Raw genomic sequence first — 25,525 nt, forward strand, 5'->3', positions numbered from 1 at the left:
CCACATGATCGATGAATTCGCGAAGGACAACCTGCACAGGAGACTGCGGCGGGACCGCGAGGCGCTGCTCTGGAAACTCGACGGCTTGTCCGAATACGACGCCCGCCGGCCTTTGACAGCGACCGGGACCAACCTCCTCGGCCTGGTCAAACACGTGGCCACCGTCGAGGCCAGGTACTTCGGCGAGGTCTTCGACCGCCCTTCCCCGGAATCGCTGTCCCGGTGGCAGGACTCCGACGGCAGCGATCAGTGGGCGACCGAGGACGACACCCGCGATCAGATCATCGGGTTCTACCGGCGCACGTGGGAACACTCGGACGCGACGATCAACGATCTGCCCCTCGACGCCCCCGGCCACGTGCCGTGGTGGCCGGAGCCTTATCCCAACACGAACCTGCTCGCCGTCATGATCCATGTCCTCGGCGAGTCCATCCGGCATGCCGGGCACGCCGATATCCTGCGCGAGGGCCTCGACGGCCGGACCGGGGTGCGCGCCGAAAACGAGCAGCAGATCGACGAGGAAGCCCGTGCAGCCTACTGCGCGAAGATCGAGCAGGCCGCCAGGTCGGCCGCATCAATCAAGGCTTAGTCGGAGATATCAGGCAGCCTGACCAGCTCCCCTACCGGCGCTTGCGATTTCCGAGCACCCGGCCACCCGATATGCCCGCGTCACCCGATGTGGGCATTCAGTCCGCGCCTTCCTCGTCCTCGTCCAGCTCGAGCGCGTCGGGCCCCCTCCTCCGGGCCTCCGACGGTGGTAGCGACGCGAGCTCCCAGCGCCTTGGCGATCTGGATCGCAAAGGTGCCGATGCCTCCGGCACCGCCGTGCACGAGAAGGGTCTCACCCTCCTGCAGCCCGCTGAGCTGACCGTCCTCGCGTCGCTCTCGCCCTCGCTGCGGGCTGACGTGAGAGAACACGCGATCGGTGTGAAACTGGGCAGGAAAGGGGTGATCCCCTTGTCGGACCCACCAGACGCGTCCTCCGGTCCCGACATCGCCCTCGACGAGAATCGACTGGAAGAGTTGATCATCGAGGCGCAGACTGCCCTGCCGGTCGAACTGCCCGCCTTGGCGAATCGGTGCGCCTCGTCCCTCGGCCTCGACACCGCGTTGATCTACCTCGTCGACCTGCAACAACAGCTGCTCATCCCACTCGACGAGGCATTGGAACCGCTGCCGGTGGACCGCTCGTCAGCCGGCTGGGCGTACCGCACGGTCGTTCCGCGGGTGGACGAAGCCGACGACGGCTTGATCCTCTGGATGCCTCTGGTCGACGGTGCGGAGCGGCTGGGCGTGCTGGCGATTCGGACCGCCTCGCTCGACGGGGTGCGGATGCGCCGCAGCCGGATACTGGCCCATCTGTTCGCCATGCTGATCACCTCCAAGCGCGCCTACAGCGACTGGCTCGCCGCCCGCACCCGCACTGCGACCATGCGGTTGCCTGCCGAAATGCTGCGGGCCTTCCTGCCGCCCCGCACCATCGGCAGTAGCAGGTGCGTATCGACCGCGGTCCTGGAACCGGCGTACAACATCGCCGGCGACGCCTTCGACCACTCGGTGGCCAAGAACATCCTGCACACCATGATCCTCGACGCCATGGGTCACGATCTCACCGCCGGTCTGACCACCTCGGTCGCCATGGCGGCAGCGCGCAACGCCCGCCGGGCCGGTGCCGACCTGGCCGACGTCGTCAACTCTGTCGACCAGGCGCTCACCCGGTGGCTGCCCGACCACTTCAGCACCGGCGTACTGTGCCGGCTGGATGCCGAGACCGGCAGGCTGCGCTGGGTCAATTGCGGCCACCCCCCACCGCTGCTGATCCGTGCCGAGCGGGTGCTCGCCCAGGCGCTGGACAGCCCCCCGCAGCCGCCGATCGGCCTGGCTGGCCACCTCGCCCCGGGAGCCCGGCAAGTCCACGAGGCGACCCTGGAACCGGGCGATTGCGTCCTGCTCTACACCGACGGTGTCGTGGAGGCGCGCGACGCGGACGGTGCGGAGTTCGGCCTCGACCGGTTCACTGACTTCATCATCCGCTCCTCCGCCGCCGGACAGCGCCCAGCCGAGGTGCTGCGGCTGCTCATCCACGCCATCCTCGACTACCAGCGCAACCAACTGCGGGACGATGCAACCATCCTGCTGTTCGAATGGCACCCGCAGCACCAATGACGCGCCTCACCGTGCTCCTGCTCCGTCTTCACCCGTATCGGGTACTCGGTCAGCACCTCCTCCCCCTGGTGCAGGACGGCGGCGGCTCCGCCGTCGCCGGGTTCGGTCTCGGTGACGGTGCCGGTGACGTCCTTGATGGTGCGATGAGTCACCGACCGTGGTGGCGCAGGCCTCGAGCCGCTCGTCGCCGTACTTATTGCGCAGACCGATCACGCCCTGGGCGGCGCGGAGCCGGTAGACAACGTTGATCTCCAGCAGCTGGTCGATGACCTCGCCGCAGGCCGGGCCGACCTGCGTGGACTGTGTGCGGCGACTAGATGGAAGGCCCTGACGCGCTGCGCAATCAGGGCTGGCCGGAGTGCCCGGCTTAGAGCGAAATGACGCGGGCAATATAGAAGCCCGCAACGATCACGGCGCCGGCAAGGATCAGCCACACCCAGATGCCGGGGTGCTCCCACATGCCGCCATCGGCGCGTTCTTCGTGAGCCTCGGCTGTTGAGCCTTCGGCCGGCGGAGTCTCCTCAGGAGGTACGAGCGGGTCAGTCATGTTTTCAGGCTCATACAGGTTCCCCGAGCACGCATCCGGTGACCATCCTGGCCCGCCCTGCCTGGCTTCCCACAGCCGCGCTCCAGAGTGGCGCGACGCCCTCTGGAACTGCTCGCACGGGCGGGCCTACACGGCGTACAGCGGCGGCATGGTCATGCTGTGGCTGGGGGTGGCTCTGGTCCTGGTGCCGCCGGCGCGGATTACATCTCCTGGCAGTCTCACCTGTAGAGCCATGTGACGGTGCGGCGGCTGAACAGGATCGCTTCGCAACGAAGCGCAGGGGTAGCTCGGCCAGCATGACGGCGTAAAGGGGTGAGTCGGCGAAGGGTTGACGCACCCCGACCTGGCGGAATCCCCAGGACTCGTACAGGGCTCGCACTCGCGGCGGGTGCTCAGTGTCGACGAGGAGAACCACCAGGTCTTCGTGTCGTTCAGGAGGGCTCTGGTCACCAGTTCTGCTGCTCCTGTCTTTCGGTGTGTGGTCCGCACCGCCAGTTCGGAGTAGGCGAAGGTTGCGTGGTTGTCGGGGGTCTCCTCGAGATGCTCGCGCCACCATCGCGGTGAGGCGTGGCGGGGGCTCCATAGGCGAAGGCCACGGGCTGCTGTCCATAGAAGGCGATGACGCAGGCGAAACCAGGGTTGCCGCCCTAGTGGTCGACGAACCAGGGGAAGCACCGTCTGGAAGCCTTCCAGCCCCGTGGGGAGCCGCCGACCGGCAGGGAGTCGCTGGAGGGATACCCGTGCAGGCCGACCCGAAGGTCAGTTGGCTCCAGCGGCGGGCCGAGCACGTGCTTCCCTCCGCGCCAGTCCATCTCATTCCGCCCTCTCGCGAGCCCACGATCGGCAGTACACGAAGTGGCGACAGTGCCCATGGGCGGCGGCGATGGGGTGTGAGGGCCGGCGGTCAGGCAGTGTGTCGCGGCGATGGAATGCGAGGGCGGGTCATAGCCGTGTGGCCGTGCGGATCAGCCCGGCGAGGGCGAGGGAGCGACTGTGTGCGGGCCAGGCGATGTGGGTGACGACCGGGGGCGCGTCGGTCAGGGGGACGGCGGTGTGCTCGGCCCATAGCCAGGCGCGGGCCGAGTCGGGGAAGACGGCCACCGTGCGTCCGAGGGCGATCAGCTGGGCCAACTGCGTCTGGTCGTGGATCTCGGGGCCCGGGCCGGGCGGGTACGTGCCGTTGCGAGACCAGCGGGCGAGCGGGAGTTCGGGGATCTCACTGACGTCGGCCAGGGACAGAGTTCTCTGCGCGGCCAGGGGATGCCCGGCGGGCAGGACAGCGATCTGACCCTCGGTCATCAGTTCCTCGCTGTCGAACCCGGCGAGGGAGTTGAACGGCGCGTGCATGAGCGCCACATCGGCGCGGCCGTCGCGCAGCATCCCTTCCTGCTCACACGTGCCGCTCGGTAGCACCTCGATCTCGGCGGCGTCGGGCTCGGCCGCGTAGGCGTCGAGGAGCTTGTGCAGCAGTTCGTGAGACGCGCCCGCCTTCACCGCCAGCACCAGGCGGTTTCGGGGGCCGCCCGCACTGTCGGCGCCCCCGGCGCGACGGGTGCGGCGAGCGGCGGCGGTGGTCGCGTCGAGAGCTGCGCGGCCCTCGTGCAGCAGCATCTCTCCGGCGCTGGTCAGAAGGACGCCGCGGCGGTTGCGTTTCAGCAGGCAGACGCCGAGGCGCCGCTCGAGCTGCTGGATCGCGCGGGACAGCGGTGGCTGGGCCATGCCGAGGCGCTCGGCGGCGCGGCCGAAGTGCAGTTCCTCCGCGACAGCCAGGAAGTACCTCAACTCGCGGGTCTCCAAGGTGTCCATGGCCACAACGTACCTCGGTGATACCCACCGGGTATGACAGGGCACTGTATCGGTATTGGATGCGGTGGCTGCCCGCGAGCGAGCATCGACGGCATGAGCGAAAATGCGCACACACCCTCCGCGTCACTGCCCTCCGCGTCGCTGCCCTCCGCGTCACTGCCCGGCGGGACCTGGACCCTCGGCGATCTCACCGTCACCCGCTTCGGCTACGGCGCCATGCAGCTCGCCGGCCCCGGGGTCATGGGCCCGCCTGCCGACCGCGACGGCGCGCTGGCCGTCCTGCGTGAGGCCGCCGGCCTCGGGATCAGCCACATCGACACCGCCGGTGCGTACGGGCCACGTGTCACCAACCAGCTGATCCGCGAAGCGCTGCACCCCTATTCCGCATCGCTGCACATCGTGACGAAGGTCGGCTCGGTCCGCGATCAGCAGGGCGGCTGGCCCCCGGCCCGCCGGCCCGAGGACCTGCGCCGCGCCGTCCACGAAAACCTTGAGGACCTCGACCGCGTTTCGCTCGACGTGGTCAACCTCCGGCTCGGCAACGCTCAGGGGCCCCGGCCCGGCTCGCTCGCCGAACCCTTCGAGACCCTCGTCGAACTTCAGCAGCAGGGTCTGATCCGGCACCTCGGAGTCAGTAACGCCACGACGGAGCAGGTCGCCGAGGCGCAGGCGATAGCGCCGATCGTGTGCGTGCAGAACATGTACAACCTCGCCTACCGTCACGACGACGAGCTGATCGACGAACTCGCCGACAAGGGCATCGCCTACGTGCCCTTCTTCCCCCTCGGCGGCTTCACCCCGCTGCAGTCCACAGCGCTTTCCGCCGTGGCCGCCCGGCTGGACGCGACGCCGATGTCGGTCGCCCTGGCCTGGCTGCTGCGGCGGTCGCCGAACATCCTGCTCATTCCCGGCACCTCGTCGGTGGCGCACCTGCGCGAGAACGTCGCCGGCGCGGGACTCTCGCTCTCCGACGAGGAACTCGTCGAGTTGGACAAGATCGGCTGATGGCAGGACGCAGCCCGGCCCCCGCACGACGAAGGGGCGGTGGCGAATGAGCTGATGCGGGCCTCATGGTTGGTGACCGAGGGGCGTGTGCACCCATGCTGCTGTGCGGTGGCGCCGCTGGAGGTGACTCCACCGCGCGTCCCCAGCTTGACATCGGTTGCTGGTCGGCTGATCGGCGGGCGATCGCCGCCTGCCAGCAGCAGCAGCGACGCCGACAGCGACCGTCCACCGATCGACGGTCGGCGGGCGGCGGGCGGCGGGCGCATCGCAGGCGCCGCCTGCGTGCGGTCGCGATGAGTGGGAGGGTGCACCAACTCGCCTGCCGTCATCACTCCACCCCTCGACACGGTCCGCCCGGCTGCGCACCTGACCTGGCGGAAAATTACAATTCGCCCGGTTCTCCACCGCGTTGACAGGGAGGGACCACAGGCGTTGACTGACAGGCACGGTGTGTGGCAACGGTTCCGGACTCTCCGGACCAGCCCACCGCTCTCAGTTCGCCGGGACCCCGCGGATCGCGGAGACCCATGCGAACCGGAGGTTCTGCCGTGCTCTTGTGGACAGCGCTTTTCGTGCTGGTCCTGGTCGTTTTCGGGTTCGGCTTCACCCTGCACGTCCTCTGGTACGTCGCCGTGGCCCTGTTGATCCTCTGGGTGATCGGTTTCCTGATGCGGGGACGGTTCAGCGGACGAAGCGCCGACAGGAGTCATCGCCAAACCGGGCGGAGCGAGACCGACAGCCCCCGTGCCGGAAGGGTCGCGCTGCAGGCCATAACCGAGCTGTGAGGCCAAGGAGGCAAGAAATGACGCGTGGATACCTACGCACCAAGACGTTGCAGAGCGCGTTCGAGGAGTCGAAGGGCCAGCCACTGGAGATCGGCGCCAAGACGGTCCATCTCGCCTACGACGTTCCGGTCGAGTGGCCGTCAACGCGGGCGGCTCTGTCCTTCACGTCCTTCACCGACACGCCGGGGCAGGGAGTCTGCCTGGCGATGTCGGAAGGAGAACTGGAGATCAACGGCCTCCGCACTCCGACTGCATGTCTGTGGGCCGACGCAGTCCCGGCCATCGTGGCGATCCGATTCCTGCAGTTCCCCAACTCGTCGGCCGCGCTGCGCGTGTGGAACTGCTGGCGCGGCACGACCGGCGCCACGCTCACCTGGACCAGGAATGCCGGCTTGGTCGTAGAGGCCGCGGACGACAACACGTACCGCTTCGCATGCAGTGATGGCATCGGGCCGGCCGACTTCACCGACCTCACGTTCGACCTGAAGATCGAGACCGCGACCAAGGACACCAGGGACACCATGAGCCTCGCCGGAAGAGAATGACCGTGGAAGAGACCATGTGGGGACACCGACGGAACACCTCGTAGCCGGGAGACGCGGCGGGCAGCGGATCGGCGCCCGCTCGGGGCGCATCCGGCGCGGCGGAACTCGCCGGCGACGGACGCGGCATGAGGGGGAGGCCTTCGCTCGTGACGCGCCGGGTTCCGGATCCGATGCGCGGGAGCGCCCTGCGGGGAGCGCTCAGGCGGTGCGGCACTACCGGGGCAGGGGCGGCATCTCGCACGCCGGCACTCGCCTCGGTTCCCCGGCACGTGTCAAGCGGCTGTCCGTGCCTCGTGGAGTGCGCTGACCTCGAACGGTATCCACAACCTGCTTTCAGGACTAGGCTGTTGAGCGACACCCCAGTCCCCGGTATCGATGCTGTGTCCAGCTCCCGGGGAGGCCCACCGTGTTCGTTCTGCTTCTCATCCTGATCGTGTCCCTGTTCGGCCTAGGGTTCCTTCACCCCTTCTGGTGGCTGGCCGCCTCGCTACTCGTCTTCGCCGCTGTCCGCCACGGCCGCGATCGCGGCGGCGGCAGCCGTCCAGCGGAGTACCGGGACTACGAGGAGCGGCGGGATCGTCAGGAACGCTGGGACCGCCGCTACAGCCGCCAGAACCGGGCGCGTTGGGAGCGCGAGGACCGCCGGGACCGCGAACGCCGCAGGTGATCCGCGAAGTGGCTCGGCAACCAGGAGGGTTGCGGGACCGCTTCCGCCAGACCGAACCCGTTCAGCCAGTTGAGAGGTACGCCATGCACCGCACAACCGTGCTCCAGGAAGACTGGTGGAAGCTGCGGGCGGAGGCCACGTGGGGGAACCCGGCGACCGGAGAGGACGTCGAGGTCCTGCGCGCCCAGAACGATCAGCTGCGACGCGCGCTGGCCGGCCGCGCGGTCATCGACCAGGCCCGCGGCATGGTCATGGTCCTGACCCCCTGCACCCGCGGGGCGGCCAGAGGTCTGCTCGTGAACGTCTCACGGCAGTGCGACAGCAAACTTCCCGAGGTGGCGGCGGCCGTGGTCGCCGCCTGGGAGGGCAAGCCGCTCCCGGACCGGATGGAGCGGGCGCTACGACGTACGCTGCGCGACTTTCACGCACAAGGCCGGCGGTGCGACATGCGGCGGCCGGGCAGGTCGTCCAGGTAAGGAGACGTCATGATTCGCGCAGCCGACGTCCGGGAACGGCGCGACCGTGGTGTCGTCGACGACGAGTCGCGCAAGATCGGTGTCCTCGAGGCGTAGGCCAGCCCGTAGTGCTTCAAGGCCTCGTCGGTCAAGTGGTCGCCCTGCGAACCGACTTGACGCAGCGGGAACAGGACGTGGTCCGGTTGACGGCCGACGGGCACGGCAATCGTTGCCTCGCCGGGTTCTCGTCCTTGAGTGAAGCGACGATCAAGACGCGGCTGGTGTGCAGCCACCGGGAAACCCGGCGTCGACAACAGAGCCGCAGCCCTCTCCGAGGCCGCCCCGCCGAGGCCTTCACGCGGTGGCCCGCGCAGGCGGGCCGGCATACGAGTCGACCGGTTGCCGACCATGTGGCCACCCCGAGGTTTCGGCACTCGCCGCCGAAGTGCTCACGGAGCGCCGGAGAGTGGGACCGAAGTATCGGGGCCAGAGCCTTTGAGTTGCTGGGCTCCCCCGAGTCGGGACCTGGACGATGACGTGCCGATGGCCGCAATCTCGGGGCCGGGGAGGTCTTGCACGACGGGTTCGACACCGAACTCCCCCGCGTTGCGGGATGTCGGCACACGTTCGCGGTGGCTTCCTCAGGCCGGCACTTCCAGCTCGATACCGCCGATCCGGTAGCTCAGTCGCCGATCGGACCGGGTCCCGGTCTTTCGGGCGCCTTTGAGGTTCTTCATGAAGATCTTGCGCTGGGCCGAGCTCACGGAACGCCAGCGCAACTCGAGGACGGGTCGCACCGGCGGGATGAGCTCACGCACCCGCTCGTCGACCTGGGCGAGGCCGGTTTCGTAGTCGTCGTCCGGCCGATAGACCAGATCGATGTCGACCGACGGCTCGGTGCCGCCGGCCTGGTGGTGACAGGCTGTGAGCCAGCCGGCGACCCAGTCGAGCGCGATCCGCACCGTGGAAGAGATCTGCTCCTGCCACTCGCCCAGGTACGGCGCGTTCACCGACTCCGCGGTCACTTCCTCCGGCATCACGATCAGCCCGCGGACCGCGATGCCGAGCAGCTCGACGTGGATGCGCGGCCACCGGCCGCTCGCTTCGATCCGGAAGCGGGGAAAGTGCCCCGCCATGCCCATCCCCGTCCGCAGCTGAGCCCAGTTCATCGCGTCGACCGGTGGCCGGTCGGGCGTGTACGGCCCGGTCGTCCGATGCCCGAGTTCACGGGGGCGCATCATGAACACGGCCGTGAACTCGTCGCCTCGCAACGTCATGCTCACGGGGAAGAACGCCCCGATCTCGCCCATGAACACCTTGCCGGTGATCAGAGCTTCGGTACTGGACCGACCCGGGATCATCGCCGCCTCCTCCATCGCCGTCGCGCCGGCTTGTCCGGCGCCTGCTCCGGCCCCCGCACGCTGTCCAGCTCGTGCTGGACGGCGAGCGTGTCCGGGTGGTCGTCGCCCAGCCGCAGCCGCCGTTTCGTCAGCACCTCACGCAGGACCGGCTCGGCCTCGCCCGGTCGCCCGAGCCGGTGGTGCACACGCGCCAGCCCCACCCGGGCGTCGAGCGTCCGGCCGTCGTCGCGGCCGAAGCGCTTCACGAGCCGGGGCAGCAGGTCGTCGTACAACCGCTCCGCCTCCGTGTGCTCGCCGCCGGCCGACAACAGGGACGCGAGCGCCGCGGTCGCCTCCAGGGTGGCCGGGTCGTCCGGCCCCAGGTCCTGTGCGCGCTCCGCGGTCACCGCCCGGACCAACGCCAGGGCCTCCGGCTCCCGGTGCAGGTCGGCGAGGACCGCGGCCCAGCCGAGCATCGCGCCCTGGGTTTCGACGTGGCCGGCGTCCCAGAGGTGGGAGCGGACGTCGACGACGAGTTGCCACGCGTGCTCTGCCGCGGCCAGGTCGCCCTCGCGGTGCAGGACCGGGGCAGCCTCGGCGAGTGTGACGAGGTCGTCCTGGAGCTGCTTGGCGAAGTAGCCGGCCCAGAACGTCTCGGACCTGTTCAGTTCTTCCTCCGGTCGCAGCAGCAGCGCGAGCCGTTCGGCCGTGCTCGGTATGCGGGTGGGCTCCCGGGCCGCCGCGTCCTCGGCCACGAAGCGCACGTACAGCCGGTAGCCGGTGTCGGTGCGCGAAAGGATCTTCTCCAGTTCGCCGACGAGGTCCAGGGTGCGGGAGACGGCGTGCCGCTGCCGGTCGCCGAGGCGGGCGCACGCCTCGACGAGCGCCGGGCGGTCGTCTTCGCGGGAAGGCAGCGGAACGGCGACCTCGGCCCGCAGCTCGTCGAGCACGGGCTCGGCCTCCGGTCGCAGGGAGCCGGTCGCCGAGCCGAAGTCGTACACCCAGTCCAGTGCCCAGGTGAGCAGGCGCCCTTGCTCGTCGCCGGCCAGGAGCAGGGCGCCGTCGGGGGCCAGCGCGACGTGCGTGACCGCGTCCGTGAAGCCGGTGAACGCACGCAGCTGCCGGCCGGTCGTGAGGTCCCACAACCGGGCCTTGCGGTCCTCCCCGCCGGACGCCGCGAGCCGGAAGTCCGGCGTGACAGCCAGACTCCGCACGACGCCGGTGTGCCCGGCCAGGACGTGGACGCAGCGAGCGCCCAGGACGTCCCACAGCCGTACGGTGCCGTCCACCGAGCAGGACAGCAGCCGCCGGGCGTCCGGGCTCGGCAGGACGTCGACCACGGCGTCCGCGTGTCCGGTGAGCACCACCTCGCACTGTCCGTCGGCGGTCCGCCAGACCCGCACCTCGGCGTCGGCGCCACCGGTGACCACGAACCGGCTGTCGTCACTCAGCCGTGCGGCGCCGATCCACTCGTCGTGCCCGCGCAGCACCCACCGGAGTTCGCCTTCGCGCAGATCCCAGATCTTCACGCTGACGTCCTGGCCGCGAGAGAGCCCGTAGCGGCGATCGGCGCTGACGGCCACGTCCAGCACCGCCCCCGAGTGCGCCTCCCAGCGCCCGATGGTCCGACCGCTGCCGATGTCCCAGGCCGCGACCACGCCGTCGGCGGTTCCCGAGAGAGCCACCTGGCCGTCCTCACTGACCGCGACGTAGTACACGTGGTCGCGGGGGCTGGTGAACAGCTGGACGATCCGCCTGTCGCGCGGGTGCCAGGCGACGACCCGGCCGTCCTCGCCCCCGGACACCGCGAGCCGGCCGTCGGCGGTCATCGCCACGGCGCTGATGTGGCCGGTGTGCAGGCTGAGCGTGTGCAGCAGTTGCCCGGTCTCGACGTCGAAGACCCACACTTCGGCGGCGTTCCCGGCGCGGGCGAGCGCGGTGGGGCTGCGGCCGCTGAACTCCAGGGCCCACGACCGGCCGTCCTCCGGGACGATGCGGCCTGCGGACCAGGCGTCGGCGAGCTCGGTCCGGCGGCCAAGGGCGCCGAGCCGGCGCCAGAGGCGCACCGGCTCGGCGTGGCGGAGGTGCCCTGGCAGCGCGCGAGCCGCACGGATCCGGCCTGCCGCCTCGTCGAGCCGCCCGGCGCCGGCCAGCGTGGTCGCCTCCGCCAGCAGCGCGGCCGCCCGGGCGGCGGTGGCGGCGACGTCCGGGGCTTCGTGCGGGCGGACGTAACTCCACGGGGCCGGTGGCCCCGCGGGCGGGAGGTGCCACACCCGTACGGACTTCCCCTCGGCGGTCACGGCGACCCGCCCGGCCGCGCTCAGCGCGACCTCTTTGGTGTCGGGCGTCGGGTCCAGGGACAGGCGGCACCGGCCACTGCTCAGGTCCCACACCCGCGACGGCTCGTCGCGGCCGCCGCTGGAGAAGCCGACCGTGCCGTCCAGGTTGACGGCGATCCGGCCGTAGCCGGTCTTCAGCTCCCGCAGGGGTTCGCCGGACGCGAGGTCGACCAGCCGGACGTCGGTGCTGCCGAGGCCGACCACGGCGAGGCGGCCGTCGCCGCTGAACCACGCCTCCATCCGGGTGCTCTCGAACCGGTGCACCAGCTCGCCCGTGCGGACGTCGTACACGGAGTTCGTGTGGCGCCGGTGATCGACGACGGAACACAGGGTGCCCTGGGCACCGAGGACGTCCGCCTTGTTCTCGAACTGCCGCACGTCCAGGGGTTCGCGCGTCTCGAGGTCCCAGGTGACGGTTTCCCCTTCGAAGCCGCTGGTGACCACGTGCCGCTGATCCGCGGTCAGCGCGACCAAGCCCACCCAGCTGGGGTGGCCGGGCAGTTCGAACCCGGCCCCGGCGTCGAGGTCGAGCACGAGCGCCCGCCCGATGTCCCCGCCGACGACCACGAGTTGTCCGTCGTCGCGCACCGCCAGAGCCGAGGCCCGGTACTTCTCCAGCTCGAACTGTTGCCGGCAGGCCTTCGCCGGCACGTCCCAGATGCGCAGCCCGCCGGAGCGGTCGGACGAGACCGCGACCCGGCCGTCCGGCGTCAGCGCGAGGGCGGTGACCCGGTCTTCGTGCTCCTCCGGCAGAACCGACTGCGCGGGGGCGGGTGCGTGCTCGACCGACGCGAGCGCGGCGGCGGCCTGCGGGTCGCCGGGCGTCCGCGCGACCATGTCCCGCAGCAGCGCGGCCGCCGCGACCGGATCACCGCGTTCCCGGTGCACCAGCGCGAGCAGGTATGTCCCCACGCCGTCACCCGGATCGCCGAACCGCACGGACTCCAGCTCGTCGACCAGCTCGGCGTCGGTGATCACCCCGGTCCGCCACCGGTGCAGCCCGCGGTTGTAGCGGGCGTGCGGGTGGTGCGGATCCGCCCGCAGAGCCCGGCTCCAGAGCTCCTCGGCGCTCCCGCGGCGACCGAGGTCCAGCATCGACAGTGCGTGGTTGGACAGGCCGTCGGCGAGCAGGGTGGCCGCCGCCGGGGCGCGCCGGGGGTACGGGCCGACCTCCCGCTCGTGGACTCGGATCAGGCGCTCCGCGAGCGGCCCGAGGCGGCCGGGACGCGCGGCCGGGGCCTCGGTGAAGCATTCGCGCAGCAGATCCGCCACCTCACCCGGCATCGGCAGGATCGCGTCCGGGGTGCCGGAGCGGGCGAAGGCGTCCAAGACGGCGCCCGCCGCGGTCCCGTCCGGGTCCGGTGGCCGGCCGAGGAACATTTCGAGCACGGTGACCGCCCAGGACCAGGTGTCCGTGGCCGTCGTGAGCCCGCCCGGCGACCGCGCCTGTTCGGGCGAGCAGTACGCGGGAGTCAGGCCGCCGCGGCTGACGAGCGGATCCGCGTCCCCGGCGTCCTCCCCGGTGACCATGCGGGCCCGGGCCATGCCGAAGTCGGTGACCTTGACCGTGCCGTCCCGGGTGAGCATCACGTTGGCGGGCTTGACGTCCTGGTGCACGACCCCGTTCTCGTGTGCGTGGTCGAGTCCCCACGCGGACTGGATGGCGACGTCCAGCAGGGATGCCAGGGGCGCGTTCCGGTAGAGGCTCCGGCTCCGGACGGCTTCGGCCAGGCTGCCGCCGTCCGCCCATTCCGCGAAGACCCGGGGCACGCCGTCGAGGGTGCGGACGTACACGCAGTTCGCGATGTGCGGGTGCAAGCCCAGCCCGACCCACACCTCGGCCTCCCGTTCGAAGTCCCGGATCGCCTCGGGTGAGCGGACCAGGGCCCGGCGCGGGGTCTTCACCGCCAGTTCGATGTCCCAGCCGCGGTGCCGGACCCGGTGCACCAGTCCCATGCCGCCGGTGCGGACCACGTCCAGGACCTCGTAGAGGTCGAGGATCAGGTCCCCGCGGTGCCACGCTTGCATCGTCGTCAGTCGACGATGGCGACGTACACCGGCGTCCCGAGCAGCACCGACTTGGCCGCGCCGTCCGGGCTGTCGCCGTGCAGCAGGCGTTTGGCCACGAACTCGACGTTCTGCGCCGGCCACCGCAGGCTCGCCACCGCGCCCTGCACCCTGGCGAGTGCGGCGCGATCGGCCCGGTCGAGGTCGCCGTCCACCGCGTCGGCGACGTACTCGTCCTCCAGGTCCGAGGTGGCTCCCAGCCCGTCGAGCATGGACGACATCATCGAGCGCCCCACCCCGTGCGCCTCGGCGTTCGGCACGGAGTCGCACACGTGCCTGTAGGAGCCGCCCAGCCCGACGACCGTGTCCCCGCTCCGCCCGCCGAAGAAGACCAGCGAGGACGTGGGGTCGCCGGGGAACGCCCCCCAGCGCATCGGCAGCGATCCCCAGAAGAACTGACCCGGCTCGTCCACGGTGCCGAGATCACCGTGATCGCGCAGGTATCCGACGACGGTCTCCAGCCGGCCGATCCGGTCGTCGGACGGGCCTTCTGTCGTTCGCTTCGCCGACAGCACCGTGAGATTCACGCCCAGTTCCGTGGTGCGCTTCGCCCCGGACCTGGGTTCGATCTGCGGCAAGAGCATGTTGATCTTGCTGTCGCTGACGTAAACGTAGTAGCTGAACGACATTGCCGGCTCCCTCCCAGGCCTTGGCCTGCCCCAGCGTAGCGATCAGGGCCCGATGCGAACCATCAAATGCGCGGGGCTGGCGGGCACATGTCGCTGCGCCCGCGCTCCGATCGGGATGACGCGCACAGTCAGGAGACCACGTCGCGGTCACGCGAAGGCCCTGGGGAACCGGCCGTGTTCGGCGCCCACCACCGAGTCGGAGGGGGCCGTCGTCGAAGGACACTCTCCAACGTCCCGCTACCCGCGGCAAGTTGAATGGCCCTGCACAATGGCGGAGCTCCTGACGGACGGGCTCTCGACCGAGCTCACCCATGGTTCCTTACCGGTCGACCGGCCGCTTGGCGGGCGGCTTCGAAGCGGGCGTGGCGGTGGGGGCCGCGGTGTACAGGCGTCGGAGTACCGGGTGGCGGGTGTGCGTCCCCCATCGTCGGCGGCGCGTGGTGCGTCTACTCCCGCGCGAGCCACAGCCGGCCCAGGCTCCTGGCCGCGCGCAGGGCGACGACGCACGCGCCGAGGTAGGCGGCGACGACCGCCGCGAAGACCAGGTGCCAGGTGAAACCGGCCCCGGCCGAGTAGTCCCCCGTCCCCATCCACGCGAAGCAGCCGAGGATGGTCTCGAACACCACCAGGACGGCGATCGACAGGCCCCACGGCATGGCCGGTACGCCGATCAGGAAGGCCAGGAAACGCAGGTTCGGACTCCCCCGGTGGACGGCCGCGATCAGCACCACGGCCAGCGCCGCGATGAGATAGCCCTTCGTGAAGGCGTTCCACTGCAGCCAGTCCACGAGCGATGCCGCATCCCTCGTCTGCAGCTCCAGGAACTGGTGCCCGGACTTCTGGTAGGCGAAGGCGATCAGATTGCCGATGACGAGGACACCGGTCAGCCAGCCGCACAGCACCAGCGCGAGCAGAAGCGAGAGCCCCACGGCCGCGGTGATCTGCGTCGCCGACATCTCCACCAACCGCACATGAGCGTCATGAGCCACCCCGCCCAACCGGCGGACCAGTGTCACGGTCGACCTGATGGTGCCCAGCCATGCGGTCACAAGGACGTACAGCAGGTACACGGTGACGGCGATGCCCGGCCCGAAGACGCCGTGGACGGCGAACATCCACAGGTCCTCGGGCTGGGGAATTCCCTGCAAGAACGCGTCCACGAGCTCGGCTCCTCGCCCCCCGCCCCCATCCGCCAGGGCGCACTGCACAGATGCTGGCACGGCGGGCCCGCCAGCGAGGCGATCTGGCCCAACTACCCGCCCGCTGCGTGCATTTCTCTAGAATGTGGCCATGCACACGACCACGAGAGAGGCGCTTCGCGTCTCGGGGGTTCTCGTTGCTCTCGCCACTGTGACCAGCGGCTGCAGCCAGGACACGCACACCGGCAACAAGTCCCCGGCGGAGCGCACCTCCCCGTCCGCGTCGAAACGCGGACTGGGCGACATTCTCGTCGGCGGGAAAGCCGTCACCGGTTCGCAGCCCACCAACCTCCCGAAGGCTCCCTACCAGCGCACCTACACCAACGGCCCCCTCTACGCGCCCATCACGGGCTACCGGTCGATGGCGTACGGCCGCGCCGGCCTCGAGGCCCTGTACGACGACTCGCTGAGCGCCGGCGTGCCCGGTGACGTCGCGACGACCATCGAACCCGCCGTCCAGAAGGCCGCGTTCGACGCGCTGGGTGACCGGCAGGGCGCCGCGGTGGCGCTCGACGCGGAGTCCGGGAAGCTCCTCGCCCTCGTGAGTACGCCTTCCTACGACCCGGCGCAGTTCAGCGGCCGAGGCGGGAAGGACGCCCAGGCGTGGAAGTCGGCCAACGCCGACAGCCGTTCGCCGATGCTCAACCGGGCCCTGAAGCAGGCCGATGCGCCGGGGGCGACCTTCAGCGTCGTCGTCGCGGCCGCCGCCCTGGACCAGGGCCTCTATACAACGGTGGACGACGCCACCGTCAGCCCTCTCACCTATGTGCTCCCCCTCTCCACGACGCGGGTGACCGGCGCGTCGTCGCAGTGCGAGAACGCCTCCATCAGGCTGGCGCTGCGCCGCTCCTGCGCCAACGTGTTCACCAAGATGGCCGCCGAGCTCGGCCAGGACCGACTCCGTGCCGCGGCCCAGAAGTTCGGCTTCGACGACGACACGCTCAAGGTGCCCCTGGCGGTCGCCGAGAGCAGCTACCCCGGTGACAGCATCACGGCCCCCGCTGCGGCCCTGACAGGGATGGGAGCCGGGGACGTCCGGGCAACCCCGCTGGAGATGGCGCGCGTCGCGGCCGCGGTCGCCAACGGCGGGCAACTCGTGTCCCCGCAGTTGGTGGAGCGGGTGACGAAGGCGGACGGCACCACGCAGCGACCCGAGACCGCCGATGGTGGTTCCGCCGGGCAGGCGATGTCCCGGGGCACGGCTGACGCGTTGCAGGCGGCACTGGGCACCGGCGGACAGACGGGGTGGGTCCCCAGCGGTGACGGCGACCTGGCCGCCTCGTGGTTCATCGGCTCAGCGCAGTCGAGCGACGGACGGCGCGTTGCCGTGGCGGTCCGCGTCGAGGATCTGCCTTCGACGGCCGGGGCCGAGGAATCCGTCGGCGGACGGGCGGCGGCCGAGGCGGCGGAGAAGATTTTCGCGAGCGTCTCCTGACCGAGGCCGCCCGCGCCGCGGCGCCGCCTCCGTGACGCGGAGGCAACTCCGAGCACGGATTCCGCGATGTGCGTGCGCGCCGGGGGCGGGGCGTAGTGGCGCAGCCGGCAAGCCGGGCGCACCTCGATACCGACCGCTGCCGCCGCCGGGCGGCTGCCGGTCTCGGGCGGATGCCGGTCTCGGTCCGGACGGGACCGTGGACCGGCTGGTCGGCGCCCGCGAGATCGACGAACGCAGCTCACCCGGTTCCGGGCGCTGCCACGGACGGCGGCTCAGGCCGCCGTCGGGTCTCCGGGGATCACGTGCACCTCGACCGGGTCGTTGCCGGGCTTCCCGCCAGGGCCGGGACACGCCGACGCTCGTGCGGCGATCTCCAGGGCCCGATCCTCGCTCTTGACGTCGACCACCCAGTACCCGGCCAGGATGCGTCCCGCCTCGGCCGGCCCGTCGGTCACCTGCGGCCGTCCGTCGCTTCCGGCCCGCACCGTCTTGACCAGCGAAGGGCCTCCGAGGCCTTGCCCGTCCACCCATTCCCCCGCGGACGTGAGGTCCGCGTTGAGAGAGTTCATGTGGGCGAACATCGCCTCCATGTCGTCCTTGGAGTACGAGGACATGATGGTGTCCCACTGGGCGGCAGGCACGTTCATCTGGATCATGTACTTCATGTTCCTCACCCTTCCGGAGCGGCTGCTGCGCTTCTGAGCGCTTGCAAAGAGGTGGACAGCTGGGAACGGCGAAACTCATCGGTGCCCTCCGGCGCTGTTTTCTCCTCGTAGTCAAGGCGAAGCCCTCCTCGCCCGCCACCTCGGACATGCGATTGCTGCCGGCTCACCGTGCGCGCCGATACTTGGGCGTGGGCGGATTCGACCGACCGACCGCCTCGGCTCGGCTCGGCTCGGCTCGCAGCGGAGCGACCCACCCACTTCGCCGCTTTCGGCCTGCTGCCATACACCGGCCGCACCACCACGCTGCCGCACCCGGCCGGCCGGCGAGTTCAGGCCTATGACGACCGGTCACGCCGTATCGGGGCCGGACCGCTGCTCTCCCGCACGATCAGCTCCGGCTCGGCCCACAGGGGCAGGGGCGGGGCGGTATCGGGCTCGAGGAGCCGGTGGAGCAGACCGAAACAGCCCCGGCCGAGGCCTTCGAAGTCGAGGCGGACGGTGGTCAGGGCAGGGTGTGCGTAGGCGGAATGGGGGGCGTCGTCGAAGCCCACCACGCTCAGGTCGCCCGGCACGTCGCGGCCCGCCTCCCTGGCCGCGCGGAGTACGCCGAGTGCCAGGTCGTCGTTGCCGCAGAGCACGGCCGTGACCGACGGGTCGACCAGCAGCGAGCGGGCGATGTGGTAGCCGGAGCGAGGGGTCCAGCCGGCGTCGAGGGGTTCCGGCCGGGGCTTGCCGGCCGCCCGCAAGGCGTCGCGCCAGCCCTCGGTGCGCTGGCCGAAGCGGGTGGTGGAGGAGGGGATCGCCAGGTAGTGCACGGTCTCGTGGCCGAGGCCGATGAGATAGCGGGTGGCCTGAGCCGCGGCCGCCCGGTCGTCCAGCCACAGCTGGGGCCGGTCGCCTGGGCTGCCGTCCTCGGGCCGTTCCACCACCGCCGCTGCCGGGAACCCGGTCGGCAGTGCCTGCCATGCCTGTACGCCCGCCGCGTCGAAGGCGATCACCAGCACCGCCTCCCCCGGCCGGCTGACCCGGGCCGCGACATCCGCGGGCTGCTGGGCCGAACCGCTGTCGAGCACGCTGATCCCCACCGCGAAGTCAGCCGCCCGCGCCGCCTCCTCGATGCCCTTCAAGGTCGCCGAGGCGCCGTACAAGGAGGTGTCGGAGGTCAGCACGGTCACCGAGCGCACCGCGCCGCCCGCCAGTGCCCTGGCCATCCGGTTGGGCGTGTAGCCCATCTCGGCGATGACGTCCAGGACCCGGGCCCGGGTCGAGTCCTTGACCCGGGGGTGGCCGTTGACGACCCGGGAGACGGTCTGGTGGGACACGCCCGCCTGCATGGCGACGTCTCGGATGCTGACGGTCTTCGGAGCCTGCGGTCCCCCGCCGGAGCGGGGGGCGGGCGTCGCTTCCTGCATGGTGGGGACGGCTCCTCGTCGTGCTGGCCCAGGGGTGACGGCGGCGTTGGACTGAAGGGGTCGAGCTCCTTCGGTCGAGCACCTTCACCCTGTACGTGGACAAGAAGATGGGTTGTGGGCGGGTAGCCGGTCGGCCGTGGTGTCTTCGGCGTGCTCGGAGGAGGCGCGGAAGTCCACTCCCCGCTTCTCCCACCAGGCCACGGAGTCACCGTTCGGCGTCGGGCTCGACGGCCATACCGTACCCGCAGCCGTGCTGATGTCTTTCGTCGGCCCGAGACCGAGGTCGGCGCGCCCGGGAAGCTTCCTGACCGGCCTCGCCGCACAGGAAGCCAAGCGGAAAATTCCACGCGGAGTATTGCGGGAGCCAGATGTTACCGTTCACACTTCCTCCTGCGTCACTGACGCGTCGACGCCCGATGTCGGCACGCGCAGGGGCTCCACTTTCGGACGCTCACCTCGTAGGAGCTTCTGGTGCAAGCCCTGCCGCGCCTTGTCCACCACTCCGCATGTCGCCGCGTCCCATGAAGCAGAAGGATGTGAACGGTAACATTTTCCGGCTCACGAAGGAGGAGGCGGCTCCATGCGTTCGCCGAGTGCGCGCACCGAGTGCGTGCGCGTAGCGCGTGCGCCCCTACCGGGGCTGAGGGCCGCGGCAATCCCCCATCAGGCGATCGACCCCCTCCCACTCGTCCCCCTTCTTGGCATGCACCTGATCCAGGCTCATGCCCCTACAACCGCATCCGCTGTCGTCCATCCGCATCAGGAAAGGGTTGATTCCGTGTCTTCAGGGAGAACCGCCGTGACCCACTGGGCAAGACGTGTCGCCGTCCAGGCGTTGGTCCTCAGCCTGGCTCTCGCCGGTTTCGTGGCCATGGGCGGTGGCCTGACGCCGTCGGCGGAGCTCGGCCGGACCGAGCCGGTCGCGGTGACCACCAACCAGGTCGCGGTTCCACGGGCGCCGATGGGCTGGGCCTCCTGGAACAGCTTCGCCAGCAGCATCGACCACAACACCATCAAGGCCCAGGCCGACGCGCTTGTCTCGTCCGGAATGGCCGCCGCGGGCTACAAGTACGTCAACATCGACGACGGATGGTGGCAGGGAGCCCGCGACAGCAACGGCAAGATCGTCACCGACGAAAGCCTGTTCCCCGGCGGCATGCGGGCGATGGCCGACTACATCCACAGCAAGGGCCTCAAGGCGGGCATCTACACCGACGCGGGCAAGCAGGGCTGCGGCTACTACTACCCCACCACCAGACCTGCGGCGCCCAACACCGGCAGTGAGGGCCACTACCAGCAGGACATGCAGACCTTCCAGGAGTGGGGCTACGACTTCGTCAAAATCGACTGGTGCGGCGGCAACGCCGAGGGCCTGGACCAAGAGGCCACCTACAAGGCGATCAGCGCAGCCAACGACGCCGCGACCGCGATCACCGGCCATGAGCTGGTCCTGTCGTTCTGTGAGTGGGGCACCGGCAACCCCTGGAACTGGGGCGCGGGCACGGCCCCGATGTGGCGCACCAGCACGGACATCCTCTTCTGGGGCAACAGCCCGTCCACGGCCAACATGCTGGCCAACTTCGACAGGACGCTGCACCCCTCGTCCCAGCACACCGGGTACTACAACGACCCGGACATGCTGATGGTCGGCATAAGCGGCTTCACAGCCGCCCAGAACCGCACGCACATGGGCCTGTGGGCGATCTCCGGCGCCCCGCTGCTGGCCGGCAACAACCTGACCACCATGAGCTCCACCACCGCGTCGATCCTCAAGAACCCCGAGGTCATCGCCATCGACCAGGACGCCCGCGGCCTCCAGGGGGTCAAGGTCGCCGAGGACACCAAGGGCCTGGAGGTCTACAGCAAGGTTCTTTCGGGCACCGGCAAGCGTGCGGTGCTGCTGCTCAACCGCACCTCCGCCGCCGCCTCCATCACGGCCCGTTGGTCCGACCTGGGCCTGACCGCGGCCTCCGCCTCCGTGCGCGACGTGTGGACGGCGACGAACGCGGGCAGCTCCGCGACGAGCTACACCGCAGGCGTCCCGGCGGGCGAAGCGGTGCTGCTCACCGTCTCCGGCACCGAGGCCTCGGGCACCACCTACGAGGCGGAGTCCCCGTCCAACACCCTTGCCGGTACCGCCGCGACCGGCTCCTGCGCCAACTGCTCGGGCGGCTCGCTGGTCGACTGGATCGGCAACGGTTCCGCCAACACCCTGACCTTCAACAACATCAACGCCTCGGCCTCCGGCGTGAAGCTCGCCACCATCGCCTACGTGAACGGCGACAGCACCGCCCGTAAGGCGACGCTCCAGGTCAACGGCCAGCAGCCCACGGTGGTCTCGTTCCCGCCCACCGGCTCCTGGTCCACTCCCGGCACCGTCTCCGTGCTGGTCGGTATGGCCAAGGGCTCCAACAGCATGAAATTCTCCAACAGCGGCGCCTGGTCGCCCAATCTCGACGCCCTCTTCCTTCAGGGCATCGCGGGCACCAACGGCAGCGCGATCATCGGGGCGGGCTCCAGCCGCTGCCTCGACATCGCCAAGAATTCGATCACCAACGGCACCCAGCTCACGTTCTGGGACTGCGTCGGCGGACACAACCAGACCTTCACGTCCACGTCGCGCGGCGAGCTCATGGTCTACGGCAACAAGTGCCTCGACGCCGACAACAGCGGCACCGCCAACGGCACGAAGGTCATCATCTGGGACTGCACCGGCGGCACCAACCAGAAGTGGACCGTCAACTCCAACGGCACCGTCACCAACAACCAGTCCGGGCTCTGCCTCGACGCCGTCAGTAGCGGCACCTCCAACGGGACCAAGATCGACCTGTGGTCGTGCAACAGCGGGACCAATCAGAAGTGGACGCTCAACTGACTGATTGACGCCGTCGTTCGTCCCCATCGGTGGACGGACCGGAGGATCCTCCGGTCCGTCCACCGATGCGTTTGCGCGACATCACGTGGCTCCTCGGGCCGCTCCGCGAGCCCAGGTCGGGATCCCTCCGCCAGGATCTCGGCGCGCGCCGCCAACGCCCGTACCGTTCGCGGCCCTTCGGGTGCCTTGAGGTGGAGCGGGGCCACTCCCCGACGGTGGGCTCACCGCCTCTCACCATGAGCATACCGAGCGTTCGCTAGGAACACAGTGGGGTGACGTTACCTCGCCAACTCCCCTCCCAACACTTGCTTTTGTGGATCGTCACCGGGAAAGTGACATCAGAACCTGCCGTCGAACGAGCGACATACTGATCGCTCGCTAAGCAGCCAGAGGAGGCGTGTGAGGCTGCACCGCACACCGACGCGGCGCCGTCGGCCGGTAACGGTCCGAGCGGCGTCCTGCCCAGTGCGCACGGCGACATCCTGAAGTTTCACCTGGTTCAGCACCGACGAGAGGACACCAGCATGGACATGCTCGAGGCCCGCGCCCGGTTCCAGGAACTCCTGAAGAGCGACGGCCCGGTCACCGCCGTTGAACTCGACCAGATCTGGGCGGCGTTGCCCACCACTCGCCCCGAGGACATCCTCGGTGAGTGGAAGGGCGGCGAGTTCCGCACCGGCCACCCCCTCGAAGGCAAGCTGGCGGAGGCCGACTGGTACGGCAAGACGTTCGCCGCCGTGCACGACGCCAAACCGCTGATGTGCCGGAACGCGACGGGTGAGCTGTACTCCAACCGCGAGCTCGGCCAGGGCGAGGCCAGCCTGTGGACCGTCGAGTTCCGCGGCGAGGCGACGGCCACCATGGTCTACGACGGTCGGCCGGTCTTCGACCACTTCAAGTGGGTGGACGACACCACGCTGATGGGGATCATGAACGGCAAGGGGGTCCCCGCCGAGGGGCCCTTCTACTACTTCTTCCTGGAGCGCGCGCCCGAGCCTCCGCACGAGGGCCCGCGTGCCGGAGAGGGGTCGTGAGGCGCGTCCGCGCAGCGGTCACCGAGGCACCGGGCGCCCCGTTCACCCTCCGGTACGCGGACCTCGAGGATCCACGGCCCCGGGAGGTGCTGGTGAGGATGACCGCGGTCGGCGTCTGTCACACCGACCTGGGAATGCGGGACACCTGGCCCCGGCGACTCACCCCGATGGTCTTCGGGCACGAGGGCGCCGGCCGGGTCGAGGCGGTGGGCGCCGAGGTGACCGCCGTCGTGCCGGGGGACCATGTCTGCCTCACCTTCGCCAGTTGCGGTGCCTGCGAGCAGTGCGCGGCGGCCCACCCGGCCTACTGCCACGCCGCGCAGCTCTTGAACCTCTCCGGTGGACGCGACGACGGCACCACGCCGCTCTCCCTCGACGGCAGACCGCTCCACTCCGGCTTCTTCGGCCAGTCCAGCTTCGCCTCGCATGCCGTCGTCCACGAACGCGGCGTGGTCAAGGTCCCCGCCGACCTGCCTGCCGCGGTTGCCGCGCCGCTGGGCTGCAGCGGCCAGACCGGCGCGGGCACCGTACTCAACCGGCTGCGCCCCGAACCAGGTTCCTCGCTGGTCGTCCTGGGCGCGGGCGGGGTCGGCCTGAGCGCGCTGATGGCCGCGGTGGCCGTGGGCTGCGACCCGGTAGTGGCCGTCGACCCGGTCGCCTCCCGCCGTGCCCTGGCCATCGAACTCGGCGCCAAGGCGGCCCTGGCCCCCGGGGACGGTCTGGTGGCGGCGCTGCGCGACCTCACCAGCGGTGGTGCGCACTATCTCGTCGAGACCACCGGCCGTCCGGAGATGGCCCGCCGGGCCGTCGGCGCGCTGCGCCCACGCGGCGAACTCGCCCTCCTGGGCCTCGGCGATGAGGTGACCTTCGACGTGATGGGCCTGCTGGCCAAGGGCGTCCGCGTTCACGGGGTGATCGAGGGAGACTCCGACCCGGGCCGCTTCGTCCCCGAGCTGATCGGCCTGCACAGGCGTGGCCTCTTCCCGCTCGACCGGCTGGTGGCCACGTTCCCGTTCGAGGACATCGGCGCGGCCGTGGCCGCCATGGGGGACGGCAGCGTCATCAAGCCGGTGCTCACCTTCACCTGACCGGCCGCTCCGCCCCCCGGAACGGCGGTGGCAGACGACGTGTCCCCGGCGGAATGCCGACAGCCGTCTGCCGCGCCGACCGCAGGCGCGAGCCGTTCGCGTCACGGGACCGGAGTCACCTGGGAAGCGATCCTGGAGTCACGTCCTGTGCGGTTCGCGCCGAGGGATCCCGGCCTCCTGACGGCGTGTGGTTGACTCATCCGCATGGCCTCCGCCTCCCCATCCGCCCGTTCGGCCGCGGCCGCTCGGCCGCGTAACCGCAAGCAGCTCATCGTCGAGGCGGCCGGGCAGGTCTTCAGCGAGCGCGGCTACCACACGGCGTCGATGGAGGAAGTCGCGGCCGGCGTGGGTATCTCCGCGGCCGCTCTGTACCGGCACTTCCCGAACAAGTACGCGCTGTTCGCCGAGTGCGCCGATGTCATGGTGGACGGACTGGTCGCCGCGCTCGACGAGGTGCCGTCCGGGGCGACCTTGGTGGATGTGCTCACCGCCGTCACCCGGATCACCATCGCTCATCGAGCGTCGGGCGGCGTGTACCGATGGGAGGCCCGGTACCTCAACCGCGAGGACCGCCGACGTCTCGGGGCGAAGTTCGGTCGCCTCGTCGAGCGGGTCGACGAGGCGGTACAGCGCGAGCGCCCACTGCCTGACGAGCGCCTGCGGGCCATGGCGGCCCTCGGTGCGATCGGGTCCATCACGATGCATCACACCTCCATCGCCGGGCGCCGGGCCGAGGAGCTGCTGCTGGCGTCCGCGCTGGGCGTGGCCGCGAGTGATCCCGCGGCGCGGCGTCCGGGCGGGCGCCCCGTCGAACTGCCCGCCCGGCCCGTGCCGCGTACGCGACGCGCGGAGATCCTGGCGGCCTCCGTGCCGCTGTTCGCCCGGGACGGATTCTCCAGCGTCACGAACGGACAGATCGCGGAGGCGGTGGGACTGACCCCGTCGGCGCTCTACCGCCACTACCCCGGCAAGATCGACATCCTGGCGGCAGCATGCCTTCAGGCGGCCGGACTGCTGGCCCAGGGTGTGGAGCAGAGTCTGCGGGAGGTGGTCGGCCCGCAGGACGCCGTCGTCGCCCTGGCAGCGACGTATGTGGCCTACAGCTTTGAATACACCGAGCTCAACAGCGTTGCCGAGGCCGAGCTCGCTGGTCTCCCGGCCGGACTGCGGCGCCCCGTGGTCCTCGCGCAGCGCGAACACATCGCCGTCTGGGAGCAGCAGTTGCGGCTGGCCCGACCGGAGCTGGACCCCCGCCAGGCCCGGGTGCTGGTGCATGCGGGATTCGGCGTGGTCGTCGAGGCGGGACGCAGACTGCGGTGGCAGGACAGCCCTGACCATCGTGAGGCCGTGACCGCTCTGGTCCTGGGCGCTCTGGGTGTCTGAACGGCCGTCAGAACCCAGCAGCGGCGCGCGCCTTGTCGTGAAGCGCGCACCCGGGCTGGCCTTGATCGAGGGGCTGCCTCGTA

The 25,525-nt window shown here is 70.3% G+C and carries 20 protein-coding genes and 2 pseudogenes; 12 read left to right on the forward strand and 10 right to left on the reverse strand.

The features are described 5' to 3' along the window. Positions 1 to 4 precede the first annotated feature (4 nt). The gene (locus OG933_RS01885; protein ID WP_405624955.1) at positions 5 to 589 is read left to right on the forward strand and encodes a DinB family protein; all 585 of its coding nucleotides are present in this window, start codon (positions 5 to 7) and stop codon (positions 587 to 589) included. Between the two features lie 122 nt (positions 590 to 711). Here OG933_RS01885 and OG933_RS01890 read toward each other — a convergent pair. Beyond that, positions 712 to 855, reverse strand: a pseudogene (locus OG933_RS01890) (NAD(P)H-quinone oxidoreductase); the annotation flags it as partial. A 93-nt stretch (positions 856 to 948) separates the two neighbouring features. Between OG933_RS01890 and OG933_RS01895 the strand changes: the two are divergent. Beyond that, a complete protein-coding gene (locus OG933_RS01895; RefSeq protein ID WP_405633195.1) occupies positions 949 to 2,166 on the forward strand; it encodes a PP2C family protein-serine/threonine phosphatase in 1,218 nt (405 codons plus the stop codon). A gap of 367 nt (positions 2,167 to 2,533) precedes the next feature. Here the strand turns inward: OG933_RS01895 and OG933_RS01900 are convergent, their stop codons facing one another. From OG933_RS01900 to OG933_RS01910, 3 genes and pseudogenes are all read right to left on the reverse strand, one after another. Beyond that, positions 2,534 to 2,713 (reverse strand): DUF6480 family protein, encoded by a 180-nt coding sequence (locus OG933_RS01900; protein ID WP_362531559.1) that lies wholly within the window; start codon positions 2,711 to 2,713, stop codon positions 2,534 to 2,536. Between the two features lie 274 nt (positions 2,714 to 2,987). After that, positions 2,988 to 3,384, reverse strand: a pseudogene (locus tag OG933_RS01905) (GNAT family N-acetyltransferase); the annotation flags it as partial. Positions 3,385 to 3,655: 271 nt separating this feature from the next. Beyond that, positions 3,656 to 4,519: a LysR family transcriptional regulator gene (locus OG933_RS01910; protein ID WP_362531557.1), complete on the reverse strand. Its 864-nt coding sequence runs from the start codon at positions 4,517 to 4,519 to the stop codon at positions 3,656 to 3,658. Positions 4,520 to 4,612: 93 nt separating this feature from the next. Here OG933_RS01910 and OG933_RS01915 point away from each other — a divergent pair, with 93 nt between their 5' ends. From OG933_RS01915 to OG933_RS01935, 5 genes are all read left to right on the forward strand, one after another. Next, complete coding sequence (locus OG933_RS01915; RefSeq protein WP_405624956.1) at positions 4,613 to 5,524, forward strand: aldo/keto reductase family oxidoreductase; 912 nt, start codon at positions 4,613 to 4,615, stop codon at positions 5,522 to 5,524. A 548-nt stretch (positions 5,525 to 6,072) separates the two neighbouring features. Further along, positions 6,073 to 6,309, forward strand: coding sequence for a hydrophobic protein (locus OG933_RS01920; RefSeq protein WP_405624957.1), 237 nt, complete (start codon positions 6,073 to 6,075; stop codon positions 6,307 to 6,309). 17 nt (positions 6,310 to 6,326) lie between these two features. After that, positions 6,327 to 6,854, forward strand: a complete 528-nt coding sequence (locus OG933_RS01925) for a hypothetical protein (RefSeq protein WP_405624958.1) — start codon at positions 6,327 to 6,329, stop codon at positions 6,852 to 6,854. 406 nt (positions 6,855 to 7,260) lie between these two features. Next, entirely contained in the window at positions 7,261 to 7,521 is a 261-nt protein-coding gene (locus OG933_RS01930) for a hypothetical protein (RefSeq protein WP_362531546.1), read from the forward strand. A gap of 83 nt (positions 7,522 to 7,604) precedes the next feature. Next, a complete protein-coding gene (locus OG933_RS01935; RefSeq protein ID WP_405624959.1) occupies positions 7,605 to 7,997 on the forward strand; it encodes an ANTAR domain-containing protein in 393 nt (130 codons plus the stop codon). Positions 7,998 to 8,617: 620 nt separating this feature from the next. Here OG933_RS01935 and OG933_RS01940 read toward each other — a convergent pair. The 4 genes from OG933_RS01940 to OG933_RS01955 form a co-directional block, all read right to left on the reverse strand. Then, on the reverse strand, positions 8,618 to 9,337 hold the full coding sequence (locus OG933_RS01940) for a hypothetical protein (RefSeq protein ID WP_405624960.1): 720 nt from the start codon (positions 9,335 to 9,337) through the stop codon (positions 8,618 to 8,620). Beyond that, on the reverse strand, positions 9,334 to 13,683 hold the full coding sequence (locus OG933_RS01945; protein WP_405624961.1) for a protein kinase domain-containing protein: 4,350 nt from the start codon (positions 13,681 to 13,683) through the stop codon (positions 9,334 to 9,336). Before OG933_RS01945 ends, OG933_RS01940 begins: the two co-directional genes overlap by 4 nt. 5 nt (positions 13,684 to 13,688) lie before the next feature. Then, complete coding sequence (locus OG933_RS01950) at positions 13,689 to 14,351, reverse strand: DUF7019 family protein (protein WP_362531537.1); 663 nt, start codon at positions 14,349 to 14,351, stop codon at positions 13,689 to 13,691. A gap of 446 nt (positions 14,352 to 14,797) precedes the next feature. After that, the gene (locus OG933_RS01955; protein ID WP_362531535.1) at positions 14,798 to 15,511 is read right to left on the reverse strand and encodes a hypothetical protein; all 714 of its coding nucleotides are present in this window, start codon (positions 15,509 to 15,511) and stop codon (positions 14,798 to 14,800) included. A gap of 130 nt (positions 15,512 to 15,641) precedes the next feature. Between OG933_RS01955 and OG933_RS01960 the strand changes: the two genes are divergently transcribed. Beyond that, a complete protein-coding gene (locus OG933_RS01960) occupies positions 15,642 to 16,985 on the forward strand; it encodes a penicillin-binding transpeptidase domain-containing protein (protein WP_405624963.1) in 1,344 nt (447 codons plus the stop codon). Positions 16,986 to 17,257: 272 nt separating this feature from the next. Here the strand turns inward: OG933_RS01960 and OG933_RS01965 are convergent, their stop codons facing one another. Next, positions 17,258 to 17,650 (reverse strand): YciI family protein, encoded by a 393-nt coding sequence (locus OG933_RS01965; RefSeq protein WP_230193513.1) that lies wholly within the window; start codon positions 17,648 to 17,650, stop codon positions 17,258 to 17,260. Positions 17,651 to 17,985: 335 nt separating this feature from the next. Next, complete coding sequence (locus OG933_RS01970) at positions 17,986 to 19,062, reverse strand: LacI family DNA-binding transcriptional regulator (protein WP_405624964.1); 1,077 nt, start codon at positions 19,060 to 19,062, stop codon at positions 17,986 to 17,988. Between the two features lie 871 nt (positions 19,063 to 19,933). Between OG933_RS01970 and OG933_RS01975 the strand changes: the two genes are divergently transcribed. The 4 genes from OG933_RS01975 (at position 19,934) to OG933_RS01990 (ending at position 25,442) form a co-directional block, all read left to right on the forward strand. After that, the gene (locus OG933_RS01975) at positions 19,934 to 21,937 is read left to right on the forward strand and encodes a ricin-type beta-trefoil lectin domain protein (RefSeq protein ID WP_405633198.1); all 2,004 of its coding nucleotides are present in this window, start codon (positions 19,934 to 19,936) and stop codon (positions 21,935 to 21,937) included. Between the two features lie 524 nt (positions 21,938 to 22,461). Continuing rightward, positions 22,462 to 22,971: a DUF4334 domain-containing protein gene (locus tag OG933_RS01980; RefSeq protein WP_405624965.1), complete on the forward strand. Its 510-nt coding sequence runs from the start codon at positions 22,462 to 22,464 to the stop codon at positions 22,969 to 22,971. After that, entirely contained in the window at positions 22,968 to 24,059 is a 1,092-nt protein-coding gene (locus OG933_RS01985) for an NAD(P)-dependent alcohol dehydrogenase (RefSeq protein ID WP_405624966.1), read from the forward strand. Before OG933_RS01980 ends, OG933_RS01985 begins: the two co-directional genes overlap by 4 nt. A gap of 204 nt (positions 24,060 to 24,263) precedes the next feature. Next, on the forward strand, positions 24,264 to 25,442 hold the full coding sequence (locus OG933_RS01990) for a TetR/AcrR family transcriptional regulator (protein WP_405624967.1): 1,179 nt from the start codon (positions 24,264 to 24,266) through the stop codon (positions 25,440 to 25,442). Positions 25,443 to 25,525 lie beyond the last annotated feature (83 nt).

This window comes from Streptomyces sp. NBC_00016 (assembly GCF_045040885.1).
Lineage (GTDB): Bacteria > Actinomycetota > Actinomycetes > Streptomycetales > Streptomycetaceae > Streptomyces > Streptomyces coriariae.

Coding starts and splice junctions, on each gene's coding strand:
- OG933_RS01915 (WP_405624956.1), top strand. CDS start 4,613: ATGAGCGAAAATGCGCACACACCCTCCGCGTCACTGCCCTCCGCGTCG.
- OG933_RS01990 (WP_405624967.1), top strand. CDS start 24,264: ATGGCCTCCGCCTCCCCATCCGCCCGTTCGGCCGCGGCCGCTCGGCCG.
- OG933_RS01925 (WP_405624958.1), top strand. CDS start 6,327: ATGACGCGTGGATACCTACGCACCAAGACGTTGCAGAGCGCGTTCGAG.
- OG933_RS01900 (WP_362531559.1), bottom strand. CDS start 2,713: ATGACTGACCCGCTCGTACCTCCTGAGGAGACTCCGCCGGCCGAAGGC.
- OG933_RS01940 (WP_405624960.1), bottom strand. CDS start 9,337: ATGATCCCGGGTCGGTCCAGTACCGAAGCTCTGATCACCGGCAAGGTG.
- OG933_RS01970 (WP_405624964.1), bottom strand. CDS start 19,062: ATGCAGGAAGCGACGCCCGCCCCCCGCTCCGGCGGGGGACCGCAGGCT.
- OG933_RS01885 (WP_405624955.1), top strand. CDS start 5: ATGATCGATGAATTCGCGAAGGACAACCTGCACAGGAGACTGCGGCGG.
- OG933_RS01935 (WP_405624959.1), top strand. CDS start 7,605: ATGCACCGCACAACCGTGCTCCAGGAAGACTGGTGGAAGCTGCGGGCG.
- OG933_RS01910 (WP_362531557.1), bottom strand. CDS start 4,519: ATGGACACCTTGGAGACCCGCGAGTTGAGGTACTTCCTGGCTGTCGCG.
- OG933_RS01960 (WP_405624963.1), top strand. CDS start 15,642: ATGCACACGACCACGAGAGAGGCGCTTCGCGTCTCGGGGGTTCTCGTT.
- OG933_RS01950 (WP_362531537.1), bottom strand. CDS start 14,351: ATGTCGTTCAGCTACTACGTTTACGTCAGCGACAGCAAGATCAACATG.
- OG933_RS01945 (WP_405624961.1), bottom strand. CDS start 13,683: ATGCAAGCGTGGCACCGCGGGGACCTGATCCTCGACCTCTACGAGGTC.
- OG933_RS01980 (WP_405624965.1), top strand. CDS start 22,462: ATGGACATGCTCGAGGCCCGCGCCCGGTTCCAGGAACTCCTGAAGAGC.
- OG933_RS01965 (WP_230193513.1), bottom strand. CDS start 17,650: ATGAAGTACATGATCCAGATGAACGTGCCTGCCGCCCAGTGGGACACC.
- OG933_RS01975 (WP_405633198.1), top strand. CDS start 19,934: ATGGGCGGTGGCCTGACGCCGTCGGCGGAGCTCGGCCGGACCGAGCCG.